This is a genomic window from Verrucomicrobiota bacterium, from assembly GCA_016871495.1.
Taxonomy (GTDB): domain Bacteria; phylum Verrucomicrobiota; class Verrucomicrobiia; order Limisphaerales; family VHDF01; genus VHDF01.
Genome location: VHDF01000097.1, coordinates 1 through 18,397 on the forward strand (window position 1 = coordinate 1; position 18,397 = coordinate 18,397).

The following is an 18,397-nucleotide window of genomic DNA, read 5'->3' on the forward strand; positions in this document are numbered from 1 at the left end:
TATACTCAACGCAGTTTAACGAGGTCGTGGCGGGGTAGACCTCCTCGGGCTGCGGAAAAGAAGCTCAAGAGACCAGTTATGAACTCTCGAAAAGGTCCTTTTACGATAAAGACGAGACTGCAACAGCGACTCATGTGGGTTATCGTGCTGGCCATGACGGTACCTACATTGGTATTTGGAGGCAGTCTTTTTGTCTTGATTCAAAAGTGGTCAAACCAGCCTCAACCACTCCAGGCGCTGGAAATGGTCATGAACTGCGTGCCGGTCGTAGCCATCGCGTATCCGATCCTGATTTCGTGCGTGTTCTACGTGGCATTGCAAATAACCGATAACATTGTTGGACCCGTGGATCGAGTGGTGCGGGAAATCGATGCCCGGTTGTATGGGGGGGCTCGGGGACCGATTCGAATCCGGGAGAAGGACGCGTTGGTGCCCTTGGTGGACCGGATCAATCAGGTTTTAGAGTGCGCCGAACGGCGTGATGGATTGGGGGCAACCCCCATTTCCATCCATGTTGGGGTCGATTCCGCGAACGAGGCGAGATCCAGTGCGGCTTGAAACTTTCGCCCCTGAGCGATTGGAGAAGTTTCGGGGTTTCGAGGCCGCACCCCTCGAGCGTTAGCCGGGGATCAGCTCGGAAACGAGCGCTCGCTCTTCCTTCAGCTCGTTGATGGTCAAAGCGATTTTGGCGCGGCTGAACTCATTCAAAGGAAGGTCCCGCACCACTTCCAGGGATTTGCCGTCGCTGTGCACCGGGAATGAACTGATGAGGCCCGCATCGGTCCCGTAACTCCCGTCGGAATGCAGGCAAACGCTGTGCCAATCGCCCGCGGCGGTGGGGGTCACGATCGAACGGACGGTGTCCACCACCGCATTGGCGGCGCTGGCCGCACTGGAGGCGCCGCGAGCCTTGATGATGGCGGCGCCGCGCTGCTGGACAGTCGAGATGAAGTCGCCCTGGAGCCAGGCCTCGTCATGGATGATTTCCGTGGCTGGGCGCCCTGAGATCTGAGCGTTGTGAAAATCCGGATACTGGGTTGAGGAATGATTCCCCCAAATGGTCATGCGGGAAACGGCGGTGACATCGACGCCCGCTTTCCTGGCTAACTGGGCTTTGGCGCGGTTTTCGTCGAGGCGGGTCATGGCGAAGAAGCGGTCACGCGCGATGCCCCGGGCGTTATTCATGGCGATGAGGCAATTGGTGTTGCAGGGATTTCCCACCACGAGAATCCGCACATCCGGCGCGGCGTTTTTCTCGATGGCCCGGCCTTGACCGACGAAGATCTTGCCGTTGATGCCAAGAAGGTCTTTGCGCTCCATGCCCTGCTTGCGTGGAATGCTGCCCACGAGCAAGGCCCAATTCACATTCCGGAACCCCTCGTCGAGGCTCGAGGTGGGCACGACGCCTTTGAGCAGAGGGAATGCGCAGTCATCGAGTTCCATCACCACGCCTTGGAGAGCGCCCAGGGCGGGCTCGATTTCGATGAGGTGCAGGATGACCGGCTGGCCGGGGCCGAACATCGCTCCGGAGGCGATGCGAAAGAGGAGAGAATAGCCGATCTGGCCGGCGGCGCCGGTGACGGCGACTCGAATGGGCGATGAACTCATAGCATGGAGGATGAAAAAGCGATCCGATTTACGGTCCGCGGAGTATGAGAACCGGGGAAGTGAAATCAAGCGGGAGTTTGGGCTTTGCAGTCCTGCGGGTGTGGTGTTTAGTGCTTGGCCGACGATGACCACGACGCGACTACAGGCGGAATCGGACCGATTATTCTCGGAAGCCTTGCGCTATCTCCCTGGGGGCGTGAATTCTCCCGTGCGCGCCTTTCGTGCGGTGGGGGGCTCGCCCTTTTTTACTCGCCGGGCGCGGGGAGCATGGCTGGAGGACGCGGACGGACGGCGCTATATCGATTATGTGTCCACCTGGGGGCCTGCCATCTTGGGGCATGCGTTTCCGGCCATTGTCGAGGCGGTGAAGCGGGCGGCGGAGGAGGGAACGAGCTTTGGCACTCCGAATCCCGGCGAGGTGGAGATGGCGCGGCTGTTGTGCTCGGCGGTCTCGAGCCTTGAAAAAGTGAGACTCTGCAACTCGGGCACCGAGGCGACGATGTCGGCCATTCGTTTGGCGCGCGGGTTTACGAAGCGGGACAAGATCATCAAATTCGACGGGTGCTATCACGGCCATGCGGATTCGCTGCTGGTGAAGGCGGGTTCGGGAGCCTTGACCTTTGGACATCCGGACAGCGCGGGCGTTCCCGCGGCATTCACGCAGCACACGTTAGTGGCGCCTTTCAATGAGGAAGCGCCGTTACGGGAGCTCTTCGCCGCGAACCGGGGAATGGTGGCCGGGGTCATCGTGGAACCCGTGCCGGGCAACGCGGGTTTGTATCCGCCGCGACCGGGTTACCTCCAATGGCTGCGCGAACTTTGCACGGAAGAGGGGAGCTTGCTGATTTTCGACGAGGTGATGACCGGATTCCGGCTGGCTTGGGGGGGGGCTCAATCCCTCTACTCGGTCAAACCCGACCTTTCGTGTTTTGGGAAGATCATCGGGGGCGGCTTACCCGTGGGAGCCTTCGGTGGCCGGGCCGAAATCATGGATCTGCTGGCTCCTTTGGGACCGGTTTATCAGGCTGGGACGCTGAGCGGCAATCCGCTTGCCATGGCGGCCGGCCTGGCCGCGTTGCGGGAGCTGGCTCGAGGCCATGTGTATCCGGCGATCGAGGCTCTTGGAGCGAGGCTGGAGTCCGGGATGAAAAAGGCGGCCGCGGAGGCCGGCATTCCGGTTCAATTCAACCGGGTGGGATCCATGTTTTGCGGATATTTCACGGCCGAACCCGTCCATAACTTGGCGGACGCGATGAAGAGCGACCGCGTTCGATTCGGGCGGCTTTTTCATGGCCTTTTGGAACGCGGGGTGTTTTTGGCGCCATCCCAATTTGAAGCGGGATTCATTTCCGCCGCGCATTCGACGGAGGATATCGACCGGACGATTGCGGCGGCGACCGAGGTTTTCGAATCCCTCGCTTGATCTTGTGAGACGAGGCGCGCGATGAGAATCATGTCCATTGACCCGGGAAGCGCCCGCTTGGGCATTGCGATCAGCGACCCCTTGCGAACGGTTGCGCAACCCTTGGAGTTCGTCCCCGCGGAGCCTGAAGCGGAGGTGTTTCCGCGTTTGTCGCGGCTGGTAAGCGAACACGAAGTGGAGAAGATCGTCGTCGGGATGCCGCGCAACATGGACGGGAGTTACGGAGGGGCTGCGGAAACGGTGCGGGCTTTCGTGGAACGGCTGAGGACGGAGTTGAAGGTCCCGGTGATCACCTGGGACGAGCGTCTGACCTCGGTGCAGGCTCATCGCATGCTCCAGGACGCCGGGGTGAAGTCAAAACAACGCCGGGGACGGGTCGATGGGGCGGCGGCCGCGATTTTGCTCCAGTCCTATTTGGACAGCCAGCCTGCGGTGTGAAAGCCGGGGCCATGTCGGATCGCGAGGATCGCTTGCGCATCAAGATCGTCGTGGCTTACGACGGGGCGCCCTTTGCGGGGTGGCAGGTGCAGAAGACCGGTGTGGGCGTGCAGGAGAAACTGGAGGAAGCACTGCGCCGCCTGTTCCCGGGACTGGGGAGAATTCAGGGATCCAGCCGGACGGACACCGGGGTTCATGCCCGCGGCATGGTGGCGCACTTTGACGTGCTTCGGTCCCAATTTCGAATGACGCCTCGGAAGCTGGTGTTGGCGGTCAATGCTCACCTGCCGGAGTCGATTCGGGTGATGCGGGCGGCTCGGGTGAGCGGCTGTTTTCACGCGCGTTTCGACGCGTCGTGCAAGGAGTATCGCTATTTTGTGTGGAATCATCCCGCGCATGACCCGTTGCGCCTGAACCAGGTTTGGCATGTTCCCCGTCCTTTGAATCTGACCGCGATGCGGAAGACGGCGACGCTGCTTGTCGGACGCCATGATTTCAAGGCGTTCGCGGCGCAGGCGGGATATCCGGTGCACTCCACCGTTCGTACTTTGACGCGATTGCAGGTGACGCGGTCTGGAGCGTTGCTGACGTTTCGTGTCGAAGGGGATGGGTTCCTCTACAAGATGTGCCGGGGGATTGTGGGCACGCTGGTCCAAGTGGGGCTGGGTAAATTGGGACCGGATTCGGTGCTGGCGATGCTGGCATCGAGGGACCGGCGGCTGGCTGGCATGACGGCGCCGGCGCACGGGTTGGTTTTGTGGCGGGTTGCTTACGCGGGCGGGGCACGGGATCCTCGAGGCCTGGAACCGGTTGAGGAGGGCGTTCCCGATGAATGAGCGGAAGTTTCATGTGGTGCTGGTGGAGCCGGAGATTCCTCCCAACACGGGGAACATTGCGCGGCTCTGCGCGGTGACGGGTTCGATGTTGCATTTGGTCGGGCCTTTGGGTTTTCAGCTGGGAGACAGGGAATTGAAAAGAGCGGGCATGGATTACTGGAGGCAGGTGGAGTTCAAAATCTGGAGTCATTGGACTGAGTTTTGCGGCGCCCTCCCCGCGGGATCGCGGACGTGGATGATCGAGGCGGGCGGTCCGAAGCGCTACGATCAAGCGTCCTTTGCCTGGGGGGACTGGCTGATCTTTGGCCGGGAGACCCTCGGACTGCCGGAGGAACTGCTGCGGGGTCATCGGGACCGGTGGTTGCGCGTGCCGATGCGGCATCCTGAGGCGCGATCCCTCAATCTCTCGAACTGCGCGGCGCTGGTGTTATTCGAAGCTTTGCGCCAGCAGGGGTTTGCCGACTGCGATCACTTGCGGACGAACCATTGAGCGATGCGTTTGCGCTCGCGCCAGCTGACGAAGGCAGCGAGAGCGGCGGCGGAGAAAACGGTGGCGGGCTCGGGGATAGGAACCACCTCCCCGGTGGGCAGGATGCGGGCGGCGATCAAGCCTGAGCCCGCTCCGAACGGATCGAGGAACCGGATTTGGGCCACTTGCGAAGACGTCAACGCCGTGTCGGCGCTCCCGAAGATCACCCGATCCGTTCCGCCACCGCTGGTGCTGCCGCTCCAATTCGCGATGGTGAGGAAGGTCCCACCGGTCCACCCGATCGACTGGCTGGCATCGAACTGGAGCACGCTGGATCCCGCGCCGAGGAGCAGGGTGCCTTGTTGGAGATCCGTTTCGCCGGTATAGGAATTGGCGCCTGATATTTGGAGGGTGCCGGTGCCTGTTTTGATCAGCCCCGAGGCTCCGCCAGAAATCGACGCGGTGACATTCATGTCGGGATGGGCCCCACCCTCCGCGATATTGAAGATACGGGTGGATGCGCCGAGGGAAAGGTTGCCGCTGACGGTGGCCATGGTGGAGCTGGCGTTGCCGGTGACGTTCCCGTTGAGGGTAAGGACGCCCGCTCTGGACTGGGCGGTGCCGCCGGTGAAGGAGAGGGGGCCGAGCGTGTCGCTGTTGTTGTTCAGATCGAGGGTGGCTCCGGCGGCGATGCTGATCGGGACGTTGTCCCCGAGCAGGTCATTGGAGGTGAAGCGAACCACGCCGGCGCTAATCGCCAGGGATCCCGAAAAGTTCATGGCATTTCCCAGCGTGAGAGTTCCCTGGCCATGTTTGCTGAGGGCCCCGGATCCGGTGAGCTGATTGGCGGCGTTCAAACTGTAGGTTTGGCCGGAGTCCACGTCGATGGCGCCTCCGCCCGAGGCGATGGTGTGCGTGCGGGAAGCGGCGGCCGTAAAGGTTCCCCCGATATTGAGAGTGCCCGAGTCCAAGGAAAGCGTGTTCGCCGAGTTGCCGAAATGGGTGTCGCTGGAAACGCGGAGGGTGCCGCCATTGATCTGGATGGCGCCGGTGAACGTGTTGGCACCCGAGAATTCGAGAGTGCCCGCGCCTTGTTTGATGAGGCTGGAGGTTCCTTAAATGACGGCGGAGACGGACATATCGACGGCGGGGGAGCCGTTGGCGATGGTGAAGGTGCGGGGACCGGTGCCGAGGATCAAGTTGCCGGAAATGGTGGCGGTGGTGGAGGCCGCGTTGCCGGTGACATCGCCGCCGAGGGTGAGAGAACCCACGCTCGCTCCGGGCGCGTTGAATTGGTTCATGTCGATGGAGCCGCCGGTCATGGCGAGGGTGCCGAACGTTTCGAGTTGGCCGTTCAGCCGAAGCCGTCCGTCTTGATGGATGGCGACGGCGGAGGTGTTGGCGATCTGTTGATTGGCGGCGTTGAAAAAGCCCAACTGCACTTCCGCGGAACCCGCGGCTCCGATGCCGTCGCCGATCATCAGAGGCCCGACGATCGCGCCGTTTGCGTTGTTGAGGTTGTCGAGGGCGAGGGCGCCATCCTCGACGGTGGTGGAGCCCGTGTAGGTGTTATTGGCGACCGAAATGTAGGTGAGCGTGCCGGTGCCGCGCTTGATGACATTACCCGTGCCGATGATACGCATGTTATTGGTCGTGGACCCAGCGCCATCAAAAATGAGCGTGTTGGCGCCGATGTTCAGCGTGCGCAGCGTGCTGGGATCGATGCCAAGTTGAAGGATTCCGGCGTCGGAAGAGATGGTCGCTCCGCTGCCCAAGGTGATGTTTCCGCGCCACCGGTTGTCTCCCGAAAGATTGCGCAGGGCTCCTCCACCCCCGACACCCGCTCCGTTCAAGGTCGTCAAGTCTTCGGCGTTGCCGATCGAAATATTTCCCTGGAGTGCGAGGGTGGCGCCGGAGGAAACCGTGGTATCGCCGCTGGTGGCGCCGAGGGCGGTGCTGCTTGAGGCGATGAGGGTGCCGCCAGCGACGGTGGTGAGTCCCGAGTAGGAGTTGTTGCCGGAGAGGGTCAGCGTGCCTGAACCGGTCTTGGTCAGGGTGCCGCCGCTTCCCAAAATCGTTCCGGAGAGGGTTGTACTCTGGGATCCATCAATCGTCAGAGATCGGCCGCCCAGTTGGATGGTCCCCGAAACGGTGATGTTGCCGTTGGCGGCATTCCAAGACTGATTGGCGGCCACGACGACGGGGGTGCTGATGGATTGGGCCGAACTGGAGTCATTGAGGATGCCGGTTCCCGCGAGCCCGTTGATCGTGATCGTATTGCCCGAAATGGTGCGGGCGATGCCGCCGGACGCGAAATGGATTTGTCCCACCGTGACCCCGGTGCCGCCGCCGCCGATATCCTGATTGATGGCCCCGGGCCCGACAGCCCCAAATTGAGCTGTTTCTGCGTTTGAGTCCGGAACGTTATTGAGATCCCAATTCGCGGCCGTGCCCCAATCGCCGGAAGAACCGCCGTTGTCCCACACGCGAACTTGGCCAAACGCCCCCAGGGTTAGCAGGAATGAGAAGCACCAGAGCGCGGTGCAACGGTATGTGCCATTAATGCTTGTTCTTAAGTCGTTGATGGTCAACGTTTTCATGGAAATCCAGGCGGTTTGCGACTGGACCACTCTCTTCCTTAGGGCATGAAGGATTCCGTTTTTGCGAGTCAAAAGAGAATGAGTTCGATTCCAATTTGCGGTTCCTCTGCGTTTTGCTAGCCTAGGCGGCATGATTTTAAGTGAACCTTCGAAGCCGTCCGGCAAGCCGGGGAGCCATCCGTTATCGGACAAGCAGAGCGAAAGAGACCACCGCGAGTTGAGGATCGACAAGGTGGGAGTGCGTGGGGTGCGGTTTCCGATTCAGATCAAAGACAAAGCCCATGCCTACCAAAACACCATTGCCACGATCGGGATGTATGTGGATTTGCCGAAGGAGTTCAAGGGCACGCACATGAGCCGGTTCCTCGAAGTGTTGAACGCGCATGGCAACAGGATTCATGTGGACAACATTACGGAGATTCTGCAGGCGACGCAGGCCAAGTTGAAGGCGAACTCCGCGCATTTGGAAATGGAGTTTCCGTTTTTCCTGACCAAGAAGGCGCCGGTTTCGGGCCGGGAGAGCGTGATGGACTACACGGCGAGGTTTGACGCGACCGCGCATGGCCGCGAAATTGATTTTGTCCTGACCATCAAGGCGCCGGTCACGACGTTATGTCCCTGTTCGAAGGCCATCAGCCGTTATGGAGCGCACAACCAGAGGGGGATGGTCACCGTGCGCATTCGCTCGCACCGGTCCATTTGGATCGAGGACCTCATCGCATTGGTGGAGAGTTCGGCGAGCAGCGAGTTGTATGCCCTTCTGAAGCGGGAGGACGAAAAAGCGGTGACCGAGCGGGCCTATGAGAATCCGGTCTTTGTCGAGGATTTGGTGCGCAACGTGGCTTTGAAGCTCAACGGGCATCAGGACGTTTCATGGTACAGTGTGGAGGCGGAGAATTACGAGAGCATCCATAATCACAACGCCTACGCGTTGATCGAAAAGGGATAACGGGCGGCTGCGGGGGGCGCCGGTCTTCCGGCTTCGAGCCATCGTGTTACCGGAAGAGTTGGCCGAATCTCTTGCCCAAAACGAGCGCTGCGGCGAGCAGGGCTCCACCCAGAATCAGCATTCCCAGCACGCCCAAGGCGCAGGCCACGGCGGCGGATGAAGGCTCGATCCGGCCCATGAGGATCCAGATCATTTTGGTGATGGGAAAGTAGTTTTCCTTCATGGCGAGCACGATGCTGTCGCTGACTTCGAGCATGGCGAATGCGAAAGTCAGAATCGTTCCCGCGATCAAGTTGGCGGCGACGAGAGGAAGCGTAATGCGCCGGAGGGTGGTCCACGGGGTCGCGCCGAGATTCGACGATGCTTCTTCGAGGGTGACGCTCGATTGTTGGAAGCCCGCCACCGCCGTGCGGACGATGTAGGGAAGCCTCCTGACCGCATATCCGATGATGAGCAACAGCGTGGGATTCTCCCGGGGATCGATCCATCGATTGAGCGTTGGAAAGCTCGAGTCCGGGATGTCGAACGCCGCGACATAGCCAAAGGCCAGAACGATGCCGGGAAGGGCGAGCGGAACCATCGCCAAGGCATCCAGCATCCAGGCCCCCGGAAGCCGGGTGCGGGTCAGGATCCAGGCGATGCCGATGCCCAGGAACAGATCGAGACCGGCACTCAAACTCGAGAAAACGAGGCTATTCCTGATGCTGCTGGCGGTGAGGGGATGATTCCAAACTTCCTGATAATGGGCGAGGGTCCAATCGGTCGGCCACGCGGATAGAATCCATTGACCTGCGAAAGACTGGAGGACCACAGCGAGGTGGGGAAGAAGCGAGATGAGCATGAACACGGCCAAACCCGTGCCGGCGAGAAAGGCCTGGGTTCCTCGAAGTGGTTTTCCGGACCCATGACTTTGCGCGCGGGCGAACATTTCGTGACGCTGTCCTGCCAGGCAGGCGCGTCCGAAAAGGAACAGCCCCAGACTGAGGACCAACACGAGCGTGACGAGGGCGTAGCCTTGTGGATTGCCTTGCAGTTCGGTGAGAGCGTCGAACAACTGGACGGGGACCACGCGCGACACGCCGAAGATCAAGGGAGTGCCGAGGTCCGTGAAGGACCAGATGAAGACGAGCGCGGCGCCGGCGAAGTATCCTGGCATGACGAGCGGCAGGGTGATGGTGCGAAAGACGCGCCAGCCTGAAGCTCCCATATTGCGGGCGGCTTCGAGCAGGGAGGGATCGACATTGGCCATGGCGGCGGCGAGATTGAGGTAGAGGATGGGGTGGAGGTTGAGCGATTGGAGCAGCACCATGCCGGCGAGCGCGTTGCTGCCCAGCCAGTCCGGAGGGTCTTCGGGCGAGGCCCATCCCGCTTGAATCAGGATCAGGTTGACCGTGCCGTACTTGGCGAAGAGTTGGCGCAGGCCGATTGCGCCCACGAAGGGGGGGAGCACCATGGGCAGGAGAAGAAGACCCGCGAACCAGGTCTTGGCGGGGAACTCGCATCGGACCATGAGGTGGGCCATGGCGAAGGCGAGGACGGATACGGTCGCGGTCGTCAGCGTGGCGAGCAGCAGGCTTTGCCACAGCGACGCTTGCAAGAGGGGGCTTTCCAACAGGACACGAAAATGGGTGAGCGTCAGACCTTGATCGTCGAAGAACGCCCTGCGCAGCAGATGCGAGACCGGATACGCGAGGAACAGCCCGAAGAAAGCCAGGATTGCGAAAGCCAGTCCGGCGGCGGGGAGGAGAGCTGTTGCGCGGCGCGAGGATTTCCGCCACCGTGGTTGCACGCGTTGACGGTGAACCGTGCGGCGGCTACCTTGCAAGCGTCAAACTTATGATGGCATCCACATCCAAAGCCGGTTCTCCTCCGGCGTCCAGTTACCGCATCGCCGACGAGAGGCTGGTGAAGCTGACCGAAAACGCTGCTCGCAAGGTGGTGTCGTTGCTTTCGAGGCAGGGTCGTTTGCACGGCGTGCTGCGCGTGGCGGTGATCGGCGGCGGCTGCTCCGGAATGCAATACAAGATGGATCTGCAGGATGGTCCGGCCGCGAGGGATTTCCTGGTGGAATCATCCGGGGTCAAGGTCGTGGTGGATCCGAAGAGCGCTTTGTACGTTTCGGGGAGCGAACTGGATTACGTGGAGGCCTTGGAGGACGGGGGATTCAAGGTCAAGAATCCGAACGCGGCGACGAGTTGTTCCTGCGGTGAGAGTTTTAGCGCCTGACGACGCCTGGAGGGGCGGCAAGAGTTCTTCACCATCCCGCCCTCGCGTTTGGTGAATCGCCATGGGTTGTGCTCATGCGGAGCGTGAGGGCCCCCGGTGCTGTGAGGTTCGATCAGCCGCTGAACCGTTACGAGCCGGTGCGGCGCAGATGTTCCTTCAGTTGGACCGCCATGAGTCCAACGCGTGGCTCCAGCACCAGCGCGCCGGGGTAACCCGGTGTTTCATGGACGGTGAGGTGGTCCATGGGGATCGATTCCCAACCCAGCGCTTGGCTGGGTGCGGCGCCGAAGCGCGTTCGTTGCGCTTTGAACAAGATGATTTCGCCGGGATAACCGTCGATGCGGTAGTTGCGAATGGCTCTGATGATGGCTTCCTGCGTGCGCGTGAGCGGGCCGTTCTCAGCCGGTCCATCGCGGTGGCTTCCCAAGGCATTGCGGATTCGTTTCCCGATGAGTCGGAGGGGATGGATCCAGCGTTTCTTGAGGTAGGCGACTTGCTCCGGAAAGCTCAGCATTTGCAGGCTGCCGATATGCAGCTGGGTTTCTTGGATGCGGCCTTGCACCCAGCGCATCCAGCGCGGGATATTCTGACGGTAGACGGTGTAACCCGGGGCGTTGGTTTCGATGAGGACCAGCAAGTCGATCTTTTGTCCCGCCTTCATCAACTGCTTCGCCATTTCCAATGCGATAATGCCCCCGGCGCAACATCCGGCCAGACGGTAAGGTCCGGCAGGCTGCGTTCGCCTGATTTCGGAGAGATAGGCCGAAGCCATGGCTTCAACGGTTTCCAGAGGAGGCGCCTCGCCGTCGAGGCTGGGAGCCTGCAATCCGTAAACGGGTTGTTCATCACCCAGGCGCCTGGCGAGGTCACGGTAGAACAAGACGTGTCCCCCGTGCGCGTGGATGCAGTAGAGTGGGCGCGAGGAGCCCCGGCCTTGGATTTGGACGAGCGAGCGGTGGGAGGATTGCCCGCCTCCGGACTGAATGGCCTGGGCGAGGAGCCGGACGGTGGGGAAGTCGAGGAGCGCGGCCAACCTCAATTTGCAGCCCAGCTTTCGTTCCATTTCACCGAAGAGTTCCAATGCCAATAAGGAGTGCCCTCCACATTCGAAGAAGTTGTCGTTCACGCGGAGATCGGGTGCTCGCAGCATGCTTCGCCAGAGTTCCAACAGTTCGCACTCCAAAAGGTTCTCGGGCTTGGCGGTTGCCTGTGCGCCACCGGAGTCACGACGGGAGACTGAGGTTTTCTCGTCCAAATCGAGCAGGACCGGGCGGTCCACCTTGCCATGGGCGTTGCAAGGCAGTTGCTCCTGAACGTGGACTCGCGCAGGAACCATGAAGTCGGAAAGTCGATCCCTGAGGAAAGCGCGGAGTTCCTGGGGAGTGGGTGAGAATCCCGGGGATTTTCCGACGAACGCGATGATCTCCGCCCCGAGGGTGCCCTGGGCTTTGGCGAGGACACAGGCCTGGCGGACGCCCGGATGCTGAGTGAGGTGGGTTTCGATTTCGCCCAACTCCACGCGATGACCCCGGATCTTGACCTGAAAATCATTTCTTCCCAAGTAGATCAAGCGCCCATCATGGAGGTAGCGAACCACGTCGCCGGTGGCGAACATGCGAGCTTCGGGGTCGGGAGAGAAGGGATCCTTGACGAATCGTTGCTCGTTGGACTCCGGGCGATTGAGATAACCGCGCGCGACGCCCGCTCCTCCGATAAACAATTCGCCAGCTACCCCGGGTGGGAGCGGTTGACGGGCAGGGTCCAGGACGTAAAGGCGCGTGTTGTCGACGGGGCGTCCCACGTTCGCGACGTCTTGAGACATCCGCTTCGACCATGTGGAGCAGGTGGTGGTTTCGGCGGGGCCGTAGAGGTCGTAGATTGAGCGAACATGGGGCAGGGCGGCGAGGCGTCCCACCAGGGCCTGGGTCAAGGGTTCGCCGATCAGGGTGACATTACGGACGGTCGGAGGCAGCGAACCGCGGGCGAGTAACGCTTCCAAAGCGGAAGGTACGGTGCTGACGAGGGTGATTTCCGCGCTCAGGGACACGTCCTCGATTTGAAGCACGTTTTCCGCCAGCAACAGGGTGCCTCCGGCCGAGAGCGTGACAAAAATCTCCAGGATGGACAGGTCAAAGCCGATGGTTGTTCCCGCGAGCACGCCGCGCAGGTCGTCCATGGGATAGACGCCCAAGGCCCAGCGCACGAAATTCACCGCGTTGCGATGTTCGATCACGACACCCTTCGGGCGGCCGGTGGAACCCGAAGTGTAGATCAGGTAGGCGGCGGTGTGCGCGGGGATGGGAGGCCTTGTCTGGAAGCTGGTCGGCGCTTCCATTTGGCCGTCGAGTTGCACGATCGGGCTGGAGCAGCTCTTGAGAAGTTCAAGTTGACCGGATTCCGCGAGTACGATCTTGGCGCCCGAATCCGCGATGATGAATTCAAGCCGATCTTTGGGATAGTGGGGATCCAAGGGCACGTAAGCGGCCCCCACTTTCAGGACGCCCAACATCGCCGCAATGAGATTGGGCGTCCGGCGCAAGCAAAGGCCGACATGATCGCCCACCTGAAGATGGGTCGCGCGGGTTCGGCGACGGCCGATTCCAACAATTGAAGGTAACTGGACGCGAGGCCTCGGGCGGTAAACTCGTCGAAGCTTTCGGTGGCGAAACTCAAATAGCCGTGCAAGCCCGTGGATTTCTGGGCCAGCCAGAGTGAAAGCGGGAACTGCGACTGGAGCGCCGGGAGCGCGATGCCTTCGACCCGAAGGCCTTCCAAGCCAAACTCGGAGTCGGATTGCCGGAGCGTAAACATCGAGGTCAAGAGGGGGCTGCGAGAAGCGGGAAGACCTCGAACTTTTTGCAAACCATTCACGATCCGCCCGTAGGGGACGTCCGAGTGAGCCAGATCCTGGACCAAAGTTCCGCGAACGTCCTCGATCAATTCCGTGAATGACATCGACGGTTGAAAGTCTGCCGCATGAGGAAGCGTGTTGACGAAGTAGCCCACCGTCGATTCCACCCGGCTCCACAGCCGTCCCGCGGAAGGGATTCCGACCCGAGTTCGCGATTGGCCTCCGCAGCGGTGAAGCAAGGCATGAAAGCCCGCCAGTAACGTCATGAACAGGGTGGCTCGGCTCGCGCCTCCCAGTTTGAGCAGCTTTTTGACGAGTTCGTGCGGGACATGCAACGGAATGCGTCCGCCGGGAGATCCACTACTTTCGGCGGGAACGGAGGGGGGAAACGGGGCTTCCGTTTCATCAGTACTTCGAACGAGCCTGGGGAGCCAGTAGCCCAATTCCTTTTCGAAGCCATCGTTCTCCCGCGCGTCGCGATGCCATTGGACAAATTCAAGGAATCCGCTCTGAAGCGCGGTCAGAGAGGGGGCGGTGTGTTGCAGATGGCCTGCGTAAAGCTTGGACAGTTCGGCGGCGAGGATTCCGCACGACCAGTCGTCGCAGACCAGGTGGTGGATTTCCAGAAGCAAGGCGTGATCCTCGGCTCCGAGGCGCATGAGCAGGCCTCGGATGGGTCCCGAGCTGGAGAGGTCGAGGGGCTCGCGCATCGCCTGGCGCAGCAGTTCGTTCAACTTCGCTTCTGCCTGCGAGGGCTCCGAGCCCTGGCATTCGACCTGTCGAAGCGGCCAATGCGGGATATCGCAAACCTGTTGATACGGCTGGCCACCTTCCTCGCCGAACCGCAGTCGCAGAGCCTCGTGGCGCTGGATCAAGTCGTTCAGACTCGATTGCAAGGCCGACAGGTTGAGAGGACCCCGGATCCGCCAAGCGATGGGTATCACATAGGCGTTGCTCTCGGGATTCAGCTGATGGACGAACCAAAGATATTGTTGGTTATGGGAAAGGGGACTGCGTTTGGAATGACCTGACTTGTCGTTTTGGCCCGCCGCTTCGTGCGGGTCCAGCGCCCGCCGGTGAACCGGCAGCTCGACCCCCGGTGCCATGCGCGGGTGCGCTATCAAACGAGAGGGAGGATGGAAGTTTTCAGCCATCGATCGATTGAAATAGTCCCTGACCCGAATGGACCATGTTGAGGGCATCCTCACGCAACTGAGGCCAAAGTTTCAGCATCCGTCCCAGTTGTCCCAAGGATCCGGCAACCGCGGCCGCCGCATCCTTGGGGGAAGGATCGGCGGCAAAATCCAACGGAAACCAATAGTCTGGCCGCTGCGAGGCCTCCGTCAGCAGGGTCAAGTAACGGGAGACATCCTTCCGCCAGAACGCGGGAGCCTCCTGGTGTGCGGAGAGCTGGGCTTCGAGGATCGACCGGTGTCCGAGCGCGTGCCGGTTCATGGTTGCTTGAGCCCAGGCACGGAAGTCCGGCGTGGGCAAAAGCGCGTGCGCGATTTCTCCAGGATGGGCTCCTGTTCGCAGCGCAAGCCGTTGAGCAAATTGAATGCGCTCGGAGAGTCCGGCGTAGGCGAAAGCGACGCCCCATTCGGCTTGCACTTCGCGCAGGACCATCTGGTTTTGACTCCGGGACTCCGGCGTCGCGCTATCGTCCAAGACCTGGATGGGAGTTCGCCGCCCTTGGGCCGCCCATTCCTCCGCGTAAGATCGCGCCACGCGCCGCAGGCTGGCGGGACGTTCTCGGGTCACGATGACCATGGAATCCAAGGTGGATGGATTGGGCGGGGAGTGGTGAGCGGAGCGGAAACTCTCGTGCCAGCAAGCCTTGCTGAAAAGCCAGCCTTCGGCCGCGAGTTCTCCCAGCCATGCTCGCATTTCCGAGGTGGATTTGCCTCCGGGCACCGTGGCGAGGCGGGCGGCACGCTGGTCGAGGCTGGCGAAGTGCGAGCAGGACTCGGGCAGTTCGAGATCACCGGTCGCGAACAACCGGTTCTTTCCTCCCTCTCGGGAACGCGCCACTTCGCGTCCCGGGCTAATGCGCACACGCGTCACAGCGCCCCATCGGAATTCCTGTTCTGCCTGCGTTTTCGAGCGCGAATCTCCGAGAGCGGACGGGCCAGTTCAATCCCTTCGCCCCTCATTTTCTGCGACTCTGACACGAGAGTTCCCCAGTGGACGAGCAAATCGCCGAAACGACGAACCAAGGTTTGGGCTTCGTCCCACGCTGCCTCGGGGTCAGGGACGTCTCTCAACAAGTCCATCGGAATACCGAACATCGGGTCGGTCAGATAGGATTCACAGACTTGCATGTAACGATGCATATCCTGGGCCCAAAAGGAAGGCGCGTCTGGATTGGCCTCAAGCCGGGCTCTCATGGCTTCGAGCCATCCGCCCCGGGATTGCAAGGCTTGCGAGGTTGCGAAGGACACAAAATCGGCCCGGTCGGAGGAGGCGATCTCCATCAGGAACTCGCCCAAACGACGGCAGCGGGCGGTGGGATCTTGAAGATGGGAGTCGGCGGGTGCGGCGTTGAGGCAATCCAAGAACAAGCGGGCAGCGTCATGGCTTGAGGCGCTGCGAAAGAGTTCGCCGTGTTGGAAGGTTCTGGGCTGCATTCGAAGATGCGGGGTGAGCCAGGGCAAATGCATCGCCCAGTCGCTGGCGTGACTTCGGCGGATCAACGCGCCGAAGAGAACATCTTCGCCTCGCAAGCAGGGCAGGAAAGGTGGCAGGCCCGTGCCGCGATGGTCCAAACCGAGAGTTGTGGTGAGGTGGGCGCGGAATCGCGTCAGAGTGGGAGCTTCCGCGCATCGGACCAAGCTCCGGCTGCAGCAGAAAGCACGGTAATCCTCGCGGGAGCGGGTGAGCCGGCCAAAGGATTCGCCTTCCATCATCAGGTATCCCATGGGCCCGTCCCACCAACCGAAAGGCAAGCCCCACCCAGGATCGCCTGCGATACCCGGGGTTGCCATCAGCACCCGTCCGTCCTGGGGGCCATCCAACCGTTCCGCCAGATAAGGATTCTGCGTCACCATCTCGGCCGTGGTCCTTCCCAGGTATTCATCCACGAGTCCTATGAAATCGAGGCTTCCGTCCTTGGCGAAGGCGAGGGCGGAGTCCACATCACCGCAGGGCCAGAACGCTTCCGGATAGGGGGATTTCCCCAGCCTGATCGAATCCGTCCAGGATGGAGGACGAGAAGGACGACAAAGGACATCGTCATCCACACTCAGGATCCTTTCCCCTGGGGAGCTCAGGAGCATGGCGTTGACGCAGGCGCCTCGGCTGTATTCCGCGTGAGGCTGACTCAGCAGGCCGAACTGGACGGTTTCGAGCGGGACCGACGTTCGGCGGGAAAGTTGCGCTGCAAAATGGCGGCGCGCCGCGTCATCGACGTAATGGAGCTGCACGTCAAGCCGGCGTTCGAGTTCTACGAGTGCCGCCTGGCATTGCGCCCTCTCGGCGGTCGTCGTCGCGTCGTCCAGGATAACGTAGCGCGGGGTGTGACCGTGCTGGCGGGCATTTTCGACAAAGGTGGGTAATCCTCGCAGGAGGGCGTCTGGACGGCCTCTCGTTGGGATGGCCAAGGTGGTGATCCGGTCTGCGGACAGGGTTTTCGAGATTGACGCCGGTTGGCTTCGCGAAGGGGTTGGAGCCGTGAAGGTTTCCAGGACAGGGTGGCTTGGGGTGGTTGAAATGGGGGCTGAGGCTCGACGTTCCATCATCGCCCGAAGGGTGGCACTCAGTTCGGCGATCGTGGGTGTTTTAAAAATGGCCTGAATGGGAACCTCGACCCCGAGTTGATCCCGGATGCGACAAAGGCATTGGATGACCGTGAGGGAGTGTCCACCCAGTTCGAAAAAATTGTCGTGTCGTCCGATTTGATCGGTTCGCATCAACGTGCTCCAAATGCCTGTGAGGACCGCCTCTACATCCGCGACGCTGGAACCGGGCAGGGGTTTTGAGATTTGAGATTGCCGGCGTTCCCGCAGCGTGCGACGCCAGGACTCGATCCGTTCGACCGACAGACAAGCGCGTTGGTGGGATTCCTCGCTGTCCACCAAGGGCCAGGCGAAGGAAGGGTAGGGGGGCACGGCCTGCTCCTGGGGGTGTTGGGCCGTCGCGACGACGTCTGGAGTTTTCGAGATTGGGGGATTCGTTTGGACGCGTCCCCGAGGAGGTTGCAAGGCCGAAGCGACTTCGAAGGTGATGTGCCCGTTGGTGGCGGTGTCCTTGGCGACGTAGGCATGCAAAAAGTCGCTGGCTGGCTTGTTGCGGGCGGTGGACTGGAACTTGAAACGAAGCTTCTCCAGGCCGCAGTCCCGCGCATGCTGGGCGAGGCATTGGAGCATGGCTTGTTCTACTCCGCGTCCGAGTGCACGGCAACTCAGCATGAGTGATTCGATGTCGAGCGAGGGCGCGGTTTCCCGGTAAAGCATGACGCCGACCAAGCCGTAGTCGCCGAATCGGTCTCGCACGTGAACGACTCTTCCTCCTTGAGTTGAATTCTCGATCCATCCGTCCAGTTCCCGGGCCGTGAGTCTTTGATTCGAGCTGTTGGACTGCGTGGTGCGGTAGCTTAGCTGCGAGACTCGTTCCCGATGTTCAGGTTTCAGCGGTCCGATCTCGATCTGGAGGTCAAGACCGGCGAGGAAGTCTTCGAGGCTGGACGCGGCATGGCGACTGGCTTGGCGACGGGTTTCCTCCATGAGGAACTGTTGTCGATGGTCATCCTCGAGCGTTGAGGTCAGGGGAGCATCGAGCTCCCATACCTGTTCCAAAAAGCAGAGGGCCTTGTGCGCATTCGCGGGCAACTGAAGCGTCAGGATCTCGGGCCAACGAGCTCTCACTTCGGCGCACTGGACGGGGTCATCATCGATGAACACCAGGCTGGAGGTCGTGAACCCGAGCTGTTCCGCGATGGATTGGAGGCTCTCGGATTTCGAGTTCCAGTCGATCCGGCGCACGGCAAAGTGTTCTGGTTT

The 18,397-nt window shown here is 61.2% G+C and carries 15 protein-coding genes and 1 pseudogene; 7 read left to right on the top strand and 9 right to left on the bottom strand.

The features are described from left to right. Positions 1–78 precede the first annotated feature (78 nt). Complete coding sequence (locus FJ404_16725) at positions 79–558, top strand: hypothetical protein (GenBank protein ID MBM3824503.1); 480 nt, start codon at positions 79–81, stop codon at positions 556–558. A 60-nt stretch (positions 559–618) separates the two neighbouring features. Here the strand turns inward: FJ404_16725 and FJ404_16730 are convergent, their stop codons facing one another. Next, positions 619–1,608, bottom strand: a complete 990-nt coding sequence (locus tag FJ404_16730; protein MBM3824504.1) for a malate dehydrogenase — start codon at positions 1,606–1,608, stop codon at positions 619–621. 124 nt (positions 1,609–1,732) lie between these two features. On the opposite strand from FJ404_16730, the gene hemL reads away from it, so the two are divergent. Genes hemL through FJ404_16750 form a run of 4 tightly spaced genes read left to right on the top strand, consistent with a single transcriptional unit; the run spans position 1,733 to position 4,795 of the window. Continuing rightward, entirely contained in the window at positions 1,733–3,031 is a 1,299-nt protein-coding gene (gene hemL, locus FJ404_16735) for a glutamate-1-semialdehyde-2,1-aminomutase (protein ID MBM3824505.1), read from the top strand. Positions 3,032–3,052: 21 nt separating this feature from the next. Further along, complete coding sequence (gene ruvX / locus FJ404_16740; protein ID MBM3824506.1) at positions 3,053–3,469, top strand: Holliday junction resolvase RuvX; 417 nt, start codon at positions 3,053–3,055, stop codon at positions 3,467–3,469. Between the two features lie 11 nt (positions 3,470–3,480). After that, a complete protein-coding gene (gene truA / locus FJ404_16745; protein ID MBM3824507.1) occupies positions 3,481–4,305 on the top strand; it encodes a tRNA pseudouridine(38-40) synthase TruA in 825 nt (274 codons plus the stop codon). Next, positions 4,298–4,795, top strand: a complete 498-nt coding sequence (locus FJ404_16750) for a tRNA (cytidine(34)-2'-O)-methyltransferase (protein ID MBM3824508.1) — start codon at positions 4,298–4,300, stop codon at positions 4,793–4,795. Before truA ends, FJ404_16750 begins: the two co-directional genes overlap by 8 nt. Here FJ404_16750 and FJ404_16755 read toward each other — a convergent pair. The 3 genes and pseudogenes from FJ404_16755 to FJ404_16765 all read right to left on the bottom strand — a co-directional run bounded on the left by FJ404_16755 (position 4,774) and on the right by FJ404_16765 (position 7,506). Continuing rightward, positions 4,774–5,745, bottom strand: a complete 972-nt coding sequence (locus FJ404_16755) for a hypothetical protein (protein MBM3824509.1) — start codon at positions 5,743–5,745, stop codon at positions 4,774–4,776. The genes FJ404_16750 and FJ404_16755 overlap by 22 nt on opposite strands. Positions 5,746–5,784: 39 nt before the next feature. Then, positions 5,785–5,874, bottom strand: a pseudogene (locus FJ404_16760) (hypothetical protein). A gap of 15 nt (positions 5,875–5,889) precedes the next feature. After that, on the bottom strand, positions 5,890–7,506 hold the full coding sequence (locus FJ404_16765; GenBank protein ID MBM3824510.1) for a hypothetical protein: 1,617 nt from the start codon (positions 7,504–7,506) through the stop codon (positions 5,890–5,892). Between FJ404_16765 and FJ404_16770 the strand changes: the two genes are divergently transcribed. After that, the gene (locus tag FJ404_16770) at positions 7,505–8,323 is read left to right on the top strand and encodes a GTP cyclohydrolase I FolE2 (protein ID MBM3824511.1); all 819 of its coding nucleotides are present in this window, start codon (positions 7,505–7,507) and stop codon (positions 8,321–8,323) included. The two genes, FJ404_16765 and FJ404_16770, sit on opposite strands and share 2 nt — an antisense overlap. Positions 8,324–8,369: 46 nt before the next feature. Here the strand turns inward: FJ404_16770 and FJ404_16775 are convergent, their stop codons facing one another. Beyond that, positions 8,370–10,052, bottom strand: coding sequence for an iron ABC transporter permease (locus FJ404_16775; GenBank protein MBM3824512.1), 1,683 nt, complete (start codon positions 10,050–10,052; stop codon positions 8,370–8,372). A 110-nt stretch (positions 10,053–10,162) separates the two neighbouring features. Between FJ404_16775 and FJ404_16780 the strand changes: the two genes are divergently transcribed. After that, entirely contained in the window at positions 10,163–10,549 is a 387-nt protein-coding gene (locus tag FJ404_16780) for an iron-sulfur cluster assembly accessory protein (GenBank protein MBM3824513.1), read from the top strand. A gap of 127 nt (positions 10,550–10,676) precedes the next feature. Here FJ404_16780 and FJ404_16785 read toward each other — a convergent pair whose 3' ends face one another. The 4 genes from FJ404_16785 to FJ404_16800 form a co-directional block, all read right to left on the bottom strand. Then, positions 10,677–13,058: an amino acid adenylation domain-containing protein gene (locus FJ404_16785; GenBank protein MBM3824514.1), complete on the bottom strand. Its 2,382-nt coding sequence runs from the start codon at positions 13,056–13,058 to the stop codon at positions 10,677–10,679. Beyond that, on the bottom strand, positions 13,043–14,506 hold the full coding sequence (locus FJ404_16790; protein ID MBM3824515.1) for a hypothetical protein: 1,464 nt from the start codon (positions 14,504–14,506) through the stop codon (positions 13,043–13,045). Before FJ404_16790 ends, FJ404_16785 begins: the two co-directional genes overlap by 16 nt. Positions 14,507–14,546: 40 nt before the next feature. Next, complete coding sequence (locus FJ404_16795; GenBank protein MBM3824516.1) at positions 14,547–15,431, bottom strand: hypothetical protein; 885 nt, start codon at positions 15,429–15,431, stop codon at positions 14,547–14,549. Between the two features lie 29 nt (positions 15,432–15,460). Then, the coding region (locus FJ404_16800) for a hypothetical protein (GenBank protein ID MBM3824517.1) at positions 15,461–18,397 on the bottom strand (2,937 nt) is incomplete at its 5' end.

What these genes read in the sequence shown, in the direction of transcription:
- FJ404_16725 (MBM3824503.1), top strand. Translation starts at nt 79, where the DNA reads ATGAACTCTCGAAAAGGTCCTTTTACGATAAAGACGAGACTGCAACAG.
- FJ404_16730 (MBM3824504.1), bottom strand. Translation starts at nt 1,608, where the DNA reads ATGAGTTCATCGCCCATTCGAGTCGCCGTCACCGGCGCCGCCGGCCAG.
- hemL (MBM3824505.1), top strand. Translation starts at nt 1,733, where the DNA reads ATGACCACGACGCGACTACAGGCGGAATCGGACCGATTATTCTCGGAA.
- ruvX (MBM3824506.1), top strand. Translation starts at nt 3,053, where the DNA reads ATGAGAATCATGTCCATTGACCCGGGAAGCGCCCGCTTGGGCATTGCG.
- truA (MBM3824507.1), top strand. Translation starts at nt 3,481, where the DNA reads ATGTCGGATCGCGAGGATCGCTTGCGCATCAAGATCGTCGTGGCTTAC.
- FJ404_16750 (MBM3824508.1), top strand. Translation starts at nt 4,298, where the DNA reads ATGAATGAGCGGAAGTTTCATGTGGTGCTGGTGGAGCCGGAGATTCCT.
- FJ404_16770 (MBM3824511.1), top strand. Translation starts at nt 7,505, where the DNA reads ATGATTTTAAGTGAACCTTCGAAGCCGTCCGGCAAGCCGGGGAGCCAT.
- FJ404_16765 (MBM3824510.1), bottom strand. Translation starts at nt 7,506, where the DNA reads ATGCCGCCTAGGCTAGCAAAACGCAGAGGAACCGCAAATTGGAATCGA.
- FJ404_16780 (MBM3824513.1), top strand. Translation starts at nt 10,163, where the DNA reads ATGGCATCCACATCCAAAGCCGGTTCTCCTCCGGCGTCCAGTTACCGC.
- FJ404_16785 (MBM3824514.1), bottom strand. Translation starts at nt 13,058, where the DNA reads ATGTTGGGCGTCCTGAAAGTGGGGGCCGCTTACGTGCCCTTGGATCCC.
- FJ404_16790 (MBM3824515.1), bottom strand. Translation starts at nt 14,506, where the DNA reads ATGGCACCGGGGGTCGAGCTGCCGGTTCACCGGCGGGCGCTGGACCCG.